This window comes from Halogranum amylolyticum (assembly GCF_900110465.1).
Lineage (GTDB): Archaea > Halobacteriota > Halobacteria > Halobacteriales > Haloferacaceae > Halogranum > Halogranum amylolyticum.
Window position 1 is genome coordinate 185,224 of sequence record NZ_FODV01000006.1, and the last position, 6,839, is coordinate 192,062.

A 6,839-nucleotide genomic window follows, 5' to 3' on the forward strand; every position below is an offset into this window, starting at 1 on the left:
GCGTCGCGCACAACCGTATTGTGTGTCGAGCCCCAACGATAGGCGATGACAACCGACGCGTCGCTCCTCGCCGCCGCACTCGACGTCTGTGAGCGGTCCGGCTACCGCACCGAACGGCCGGACCGAGGATGGCTCCCGGACGCCATCGCGACGGCACCAACGGACGCAACGAGTGGTTCGACGGTCGAACCGCTGTTCGGCGACACCGACGCACCGATCGCGGTCGAACCGCTCGAGGCGACCGACGTCGAACCGACGACGATGATCTCGCGACTCTGGGACAACAGCGACGACGGTCGGCGGACGCTGTTCGTCGTTCCCGGCGGCGAGGCCGACGCGCTCGCGGAGACGGTGTCGGGGCTGCTCTCGGAACCGGCCTGCGTCGCCGCCGAGGACGACGACGGCTGTCGGACGTTCTACAACGGTCCGGACCGCATCGCGCTGACCGGCGGTGGCTACGCTCTCCACAAGACGACCGACCCGGAGTTCCGGTGGTTCGAGGAACTCGCCGACGACGGGAGAGGAGGTGAGACCTCCGAACAGGCACGAACGGGGAGCGACGGCAAGCGTGTCGTCCTCGCCGACGGCGACGAGGAGGTCGCCGTCCTCGGCGACGTCGACGGTCTCGGCTGTCCGCCGGCGTCGACGTTCCCCTACGCGTATCGGCGGAACCCTCGGGACAAGTGCTTCCACGTGACCGACGCTTCGGGACGCGAGGTGGGTGTGTTTACCGACGTCCGCTCGGTCCGTGCCGCCGCCTACGAACCGGTTCCGATGCCGTTCGTCCCCGAACACCTGTTCGACGGGCCAGTTCGGTCCCACTGGGGCGTCCTCGCCGTCGACGACGACAGTCCGCGGCTGTACACCGCCGACGGACGGCGGGTTCTCGACGTTGAGTGACGACGGTGTTCGGATCTGGCGGCGGTTTTCGGCTTCAGTGACGATCTTCGGCTTTAGCGACGGCCTTCGCTTTAGCGGCGGTTTGGGGCTCGAAGAGAGGAACGTTAGCCGAACCGGAGCTCGCGCCGAGGGCTGTAGGAGAGGCGCTTGAACGTCTGTTCGAGCGGGGCGGTGTCGATACAGTCGGGAAACTCCTCGAGCGTCCGGAACGCGTCGACGTAGACGTATTCGACCGGTTCGTCGGGCGTTTCAGTGAACACCTGCCGTGGACCGTCGTCGCCGATAGCGGTGAACATCCGTCCGTCGGGGTCGATCTGGGGAGTGACGTCGTGTTGCGTGTAGAGTGCGACGGTGAACAGCGCGCCCGCCAGGGGAACCGGTCCGGCGGTGAGCTGCCACGTCACGTCGCGGTCGGTGTACTCGACGGTGGCGACGTAGCCGTCGGCGAAGCGAAAGCACTCGACGACCTCTGTGCCGCGACGCCACCGCACCTCTCTGCGGGCGAGCCACGCACGCTCCCACTGCATCGACTGGGTCTGCGTGCGGTACGGGGGGGTCAAAAGTGAGACACAGCGACGAGTCAGGCGGCCAGTCGATCGAGTGAGACCGACGAGTGACCGAGACGTGCATGTCCAGAGACGGTGGACGATCGATTCGCTCATACTGATTGCGCTCCCACGGCGGTACCGGATCCACGACGGAACGAAACGAGTCGAAGCGTTCGCTCGGTCTCTCCCGATCGTCTCGCGAGTTGAGGCGGTCGTTCGTCGATTGCCCGTGGTCGAATCCGCCAGCCGCCGAGTGAACAGAGATACGTTCGCCAAGCAGTTATAGTTCAGCCTCGCGAGACGCGGCCTCGGGTCGGTGACGATGTCGTCGATGCCCAGTCGAACGAGCGTCGACTCCGATCGAACGGAAGCGGGAGCGGCGCTCAACGACGCCGTTCGACATAGCGTCGTCCGCACAGCGTCGCCTTCGATCTGGAGCACCCATCGCAGTCGACACAGACCACGTAACCCGCGCCCGCTGCCGTCGTGACACGGTGATGGCTGACCTCGAACGGACTGTCGACGACACGAGAGCGGATGCGTTCCGGAATCTGTCGGTCGCGGTGACGACTCAGATCGGACGTCGTTCTCGCGACGGAGTCGGACTCGTCGATGAAGAACCGTCGACACCAGTCGCCTTCTCGGTTGTGAGAGACACCACGTTTCCGATGAAACGGAGCGTCGAGATCGGAAAACAGCGAACAACGGAGTGCTGCGGGAGCACACCACGTTTCCGGTGAAAGCGAGATGAGAGAAGAGATCGGTTGTGACCGTCCGAGGGAACAGATCGACACGAACCAACACACCACGTTTCCGGTGGAAGCGACGTTGGGCGACAGCGACTACTCGGGTTCGTTTCGAAGTGTCGGAGACCGAGACGCCGTGTCTTCGCTCGGTAGACCTCCTCGTCGCCCCGTCTGTTCTTCCGTCTTTTCATCTTCACAGAGGGTCCGGTCAGCGAGTTCGTTGTCTCACTCCGTTTGTCGCCGTCATACTGCTAAGTCAATGACTATCTACAGTTGGGGGTTCGTCGGCGACGCGTTCATCGGAAACGTGGTGTGAGAACGCTTCGCTCGACGGCCAGCTACGATCGAACCGCGTCTGATACGACTCCGATACGACTCCGATGTTAGTTCGATGTTAGTTCGATGTTAGTTCGATATCGGCCCGTGTCGGTGGTGAGCGAATTGGAGGAACGACAGAGCACAGATCGCACGGCAGCGCAGATCGTACGGCGCTACACCGGTATACGACGGAGAGACAGCAGAGTGAGAACGGACACACCGGATTTCCGATGAAACCGGTGCACGAACTGGTCGGGTGTCCAAGTGAAGGGAGAACGCTGCTGGCGAACTCGAGACAGACGGACAGACACACCACGTTTCCGGTGAAACGGGGGAAGAAGGGGTGCCGTTCCGTCACTGAGACCGTTGAATCGAGGACGACTATCCCACCATCGGCTATCAGAAAACAGGTAGAGTTAATATAGGAGATTGAGAAAATTCCACCAAGTCATCTGCAAAGTAGGATTTAGTAGACTCTGCTTAGCGCTGGAGCCGAAAGGAAGCACGAGAACCGACTAGTCGTTGACAGTTGAAGGAAGTTCGAAGGAAGTTGCTGGCAACGTCTCCCTACCGAAGCGACCGATCGATCCTGCCGTTGATTCGTTTGTTCTGGGGAAGTAAATCGGCGAGAACGCCCGTTCGTGTGAGTAATTCGGTGGAGGAAGGGGGAGACACACACTACGTTTCCGGTGAATCGAAACCTCCGTTTCGACTGGGTACTCACCCTCTCTCACCCCGTTCACCGGAAACGTGGTGTGTGTGTCTAATCGAAAAGGGAACTGCTTTCACCGGAAACGTGGTGTGGATGGATATGTCCGACACTGGGGACAATCTCTTCACCCGCGAAGACCCCATCTTCGCGAACAAGGAGCTCCTCGAGATCAGTCATCTCCCGGGGGAAGGTCGTATCGTCGGCCGCGACGACGAGATCGCCAACCTCGCCAACGCGGTCAACCCTGCTATCTTCGGGCAGAGCCCGAGCAACGTTCTCATCTACGGGAAGACAGGGACGGGGAAGTCGCTCTGTGCGAAGTACGTCTCGCAGCGACTCGTCGACACCGCAGGCGAGGAAGGCGTCAACGCGACCTTCGCGTACGTCGACTGCGCACAGGACACGACCGAAACACAGGCGGTCCAGACGATCGCAGACAGCGTCAACGACGCCGCCGACACCGGGATCAAAGTCCCCGACAAAGGACTCAGTACCTCGACGTACTACAAGCGACTCTGGCGGATCCTCGACGCCCGCTACGACGTCGTGCTCATCCTCCTCGACGAGATCGACAAACTCGATGACGACGACATCCTGATGCAGCTCTCGCGAGCGGGCGAAGCGGGGAAGATAGCCGACTGCAAACTCGGCGTCATCGGCATCAGCAACAAAATCCAGTACAAAGAGCGGATGGACGAACGCGTCAAGAGCAGCCTCTGTGAACGAGAGTTCGTCTTCCCTCCCTACGATGCGAACCAACTCCGCGACATCATGGACGCGCGGAGCGACGCTTTCCGCGACGGTGTGCTCGACCCCTCGACGATTCCACGTGCCGCTGCCCTCGCCGCCCGGGAACACGGTGATGCGCGGAAAGCGATCGACATCCTTCGTTACGCCGGTGAGATCGCACAGTCGAAGGGTGCGTCGACCGTCCGAGAGAACTTCGTCACCCAGGCCCGCGAACGTGCAGAGACCGACCGTTTCCGAGAACTCATCCGTGGATCGACACCCCACTCACGATACGTGCTCCAAGCACTCGCCGTTCTCTCACTCTCGAACGAACGGAAAGACGGGTTCCGAACTAGTCGCGTGTACGAGATCTACGAGAGTATCTGTCGGCAGGAGGGCTCCGACAGTCTCTCACTCCGTCGCGTCCGCGATCTTCTGAAAGAACACGCGTTCCTCGACATCATCGAACAGTCCAAACACAGCGGCGGGAGCGCAGAGGGAAGCTACACGAAACACCAGCTCTTGGAAGATCCCGAGGTCGTCAAAGACGTTCTCACCGAGAACACAGAAGGGTGATCTTTCACGGCGAGAGGAGGGAGAAGGTGGTCAGCGGGGACCAACCGTCTTCACGTCCGCTGCAGTCTGACTCTTGGTGACCTTCGACTTATAATTTATTACTGTACGAAGTAACTAAAATAATCACTCGTAACCGTCACGGTCACGTGTGAGCCTCCCGGTCACGATCACAACGACGGAACTGCTGGCCTCGAGAAACAGTCCGTCTGACGGCTCTTTGGAGTGACGGCCGATCAGATAGCGGTTCGTCGGCTACTCTGTTTTGCGGGATCTCTGGGGAGACGCCGATTACCTCAACGGTTGAGCCGACTGCCGATAGTCGCTGTAGACGTCTCGTGCCCACGATAGCAACGGCTCGCTGTTCCCGTCGACGCAGGCGACGAGACTACTCTGGTCATCGTACGCACCCACGTAGGCGTAGTCGTCGACGACAGTGAGTCCGAAGTCGATGTCGCTGGGTGTCAACAAGAGCTCGAACTGGTCGAGCTCGTTCGCCCGCTGTAGCGCGTCGGGATACTCCGACTCCGAAACGGAGAGCACCGAATCGTCGACGACGAGTTCCATCTCCGTCTCCGGTCCGATGATCGACGCCGCCGCTTCGTTGTAGACACGACTCACGACCGGCGTGATTCCGACGAACGAATCGACTGGCTCCGACCCCAACACGGTGAGATATCTGTCGATCGGGGCGTGTGGGTCGGTAGTCGTTGCTTTCGTCAACGTCACCCCTCTGTATCTCTCGATCGGGAACTCCTCTGCGACCGATCCGAGGTTGGTCAGAAACGCCTCTAGCTCGTCTGCTCCCCGAACGACGTCGGCGAACTCGTTGTACTGCTCGAGGAGGCTACGCCCACCAGGCGTCAAGTAGTACCGACAGTCGGACTGCGCTACCCACCCGCGTTCGACGAACCGACCGAGCGTTCGCTGTGCCGTCTCCCGAGCACAGGAACACTGTTCGGCCAACTCCGTGGGTCGATACGGGCGCTCTGCCAACGTCCGAAACAACTCGACTCGACTCTCCGAACCGACGAGAAACGCGATGTTCTCACGTGCACCCATTGTTGAGCACTACGAACGCACCAGTATCACCGTTTCGGGACTCTACGCTGCTCCCCCGACGATCGGGGTCTGCTGGTACGACGAGCGACGCACGTCATCCAGCGTAACAAAAGGAGTCTCACGACTCGGTCGTCGACCGTCTCGCTCTACCCTAACAAGCCGAGATTCTCGATTCGCTCGACGATCTGTTCGACGGCCGTCGTCGCGTCGTCGGTCTGCTTTCCACCGGTAATGACGATCTTCCCGCTCCCGAACAGGAGGATGACGACCTCCGGCTCGTCCATTCGGTAAACGAGTCCCGGGAACTGCTCGGGTTCGTACTCGACGTCTTCGAGTCCGAGCCCGATGGCGAGCGCGTTGAGATTCAGGTTGTGTCCCAGATCGGCGCTAGAGACGATGTTCTGAACGGTGATCTCCGGCTCCTCTTCGACCGGGATGCTGAGGCCCCGAAGTTTGTCGAAGATGATGTCCAAGGCCTCGTGGACGTCGTCGATGCTCTTTGCACCCGTACAGACGATCTTGCCGGAGCGGAAGATGAGTGCGGCCGCCTTCGGATTCTGGGTTCGGTAGACGAGACCGGGGAAGTTGTCAGGGTTGAAGTCGGCGCCCGGAAGGTCATCGGCGAGCGCCTCTAGATCGAGCTCCTGACCGATACCCGTCGATGCAACCACGTTCTGAATCTCGATGGAATCTGCCGGCGACGTCATGCTTGTTACTGCTTCTCCGCGCTCCCTTATAAAGGCCGGCCTTATAAAGTACGTTTGCCGCTTCACGCACGTGCACACGCACAAAGTGTTGTACCGGGGACTACTGCTCGGTGGCCGCCGTCGGTACGTCGTACTCGCGTCGGTCGTCCTATCTTCGGCCTGCTCGGGCGCTGATCGGAAACTAACGATGACAGCCACTCCCGCGTAGGATGAGAGCGTGTGTCTGAGGCGACTTTCTTCGGCACCCTTTTATGAGTCACAGCCATCGGAAGAAATGCGAAGGGCGCCCGGGTCTCCCCGGGCGTCCCGGACGCGCCTCGCCCGGTTCACACTGGTCGACGGCGCGCCCAGTTCGAGTTCGAATCCGAATCCCTTAAGTGGGAAACGGCACTCGTACTGAAGTACGCGGACGTCGGCGAAATCGAACGACGACGCCGACCTCGATTCGGTGCCCTTAAGTGGAAACGGGCACTCGAACACGATACAGACACACCGCGACTGCGGGCCGTTCAACTCGGCCCGCGCTCGGACACCCTGAACCAGA

Annotated in this window: 6 protein-coding genes; 2 read left to right on the forward strand and 4 right to left on the reverse strand. The window is 60.7% G+C overall.

Translation table 11 applies throughout. The features are described 5' to 3' along the window. Nucleotides 1-45: 45 nt before the first annotated feature. The gene (locus tag BSG17_RS13830; protein ID WP_089825061.1) at nucleotides 46-900 is read left to right on the forward strand and encodes a hypothetical protein; all 855 of its coding nucleotides are present in this window, start codon (nucleotides 46-48) and stop codon (nucleotides 898-900) included. A 104-nt stretch (nucleotides 901-1,004) separates the two neighbouring features. On the opposite strand, the gene BSG17_RS26035 is transcribed toward BSG17_RS13830, so the two are convergent. Beyond that, the gene (locus BSG17_RS26035) at nucleotides 1,005-1,427 is read right to left on the reverse strand and encodes a hypothetical protein (RefSeq protein ID WP_139246610.1); all 423 of its coding nucleotides are present in this window, start codon (nucleotides 1,425-1,427) and stop codon (nucleotides 1,005-1,007) included. Between the two features lie 1,896 nt (nucleotides 1,428-3,323). Between BSG17_RS26035 and BSG17_RS13845 the strand changes: the two genes are divergently transcribed. Continuing rightward, the gene (locus tag BSG17_RS13845) at nucleotides 3,324-4,529 is read left to right on the forward strand and encodes a Cdc6/Cdc18 family protein (RefSeq protein WP_089825089.1); all 1,206 of its coding nucleotides are present in this window, start codon (nucleotides 3,324-3,326) and stop codon (nucleotides 4,527-4,529) included. Between the two features lie 288 nt (nucleotides 4,530-4,817). Here the strand turns inward: BSG17_RS13845 and BSG17_RS13850 are convergent, their stop codons facing one another. The 3 genes from BSG17_RS13850 to BSG17_RS27510 form a co-directional block, all read right to left on the reverse strand. Next, nucleotides 4,818-5,588 (reverse strand): helix-turn-helix transcriptional regulator, encoded by a 771-nt coding sequence (locus tag BSG17_RS13850; RefSeq protein WP_089825067.1) that lies wholly within the window; start codon nucleotides 5,586-5,588, stop codon nucleotides 4,818-4,820. A gap of 146 nt (nucleotides 5,589-5,734) precedes the next feature. Further along, nucleotides 5,735-6,295 carry a TATA-box-binding protein gene (locus BSG17_RS13855; protein WP_089825069.1) on the reverse strand — a complete coding sequence of 187 codons (561 nt, stop codon included), beginning with the start codon at nucleotides 6,293-6,295 and terminating at the stop codon, nucleotides 5,735-5,737. Between the two features lie 249 nt (nucleotides 6,296-6,544). After that, nucleotides 6,545-6,839: hypothetical protein (locus BSG17_RS27510; RefSeq protein ID WP_211609139.1), on the reverse strand; the 295-nt coding region annotated here is incomplete at its 5' end.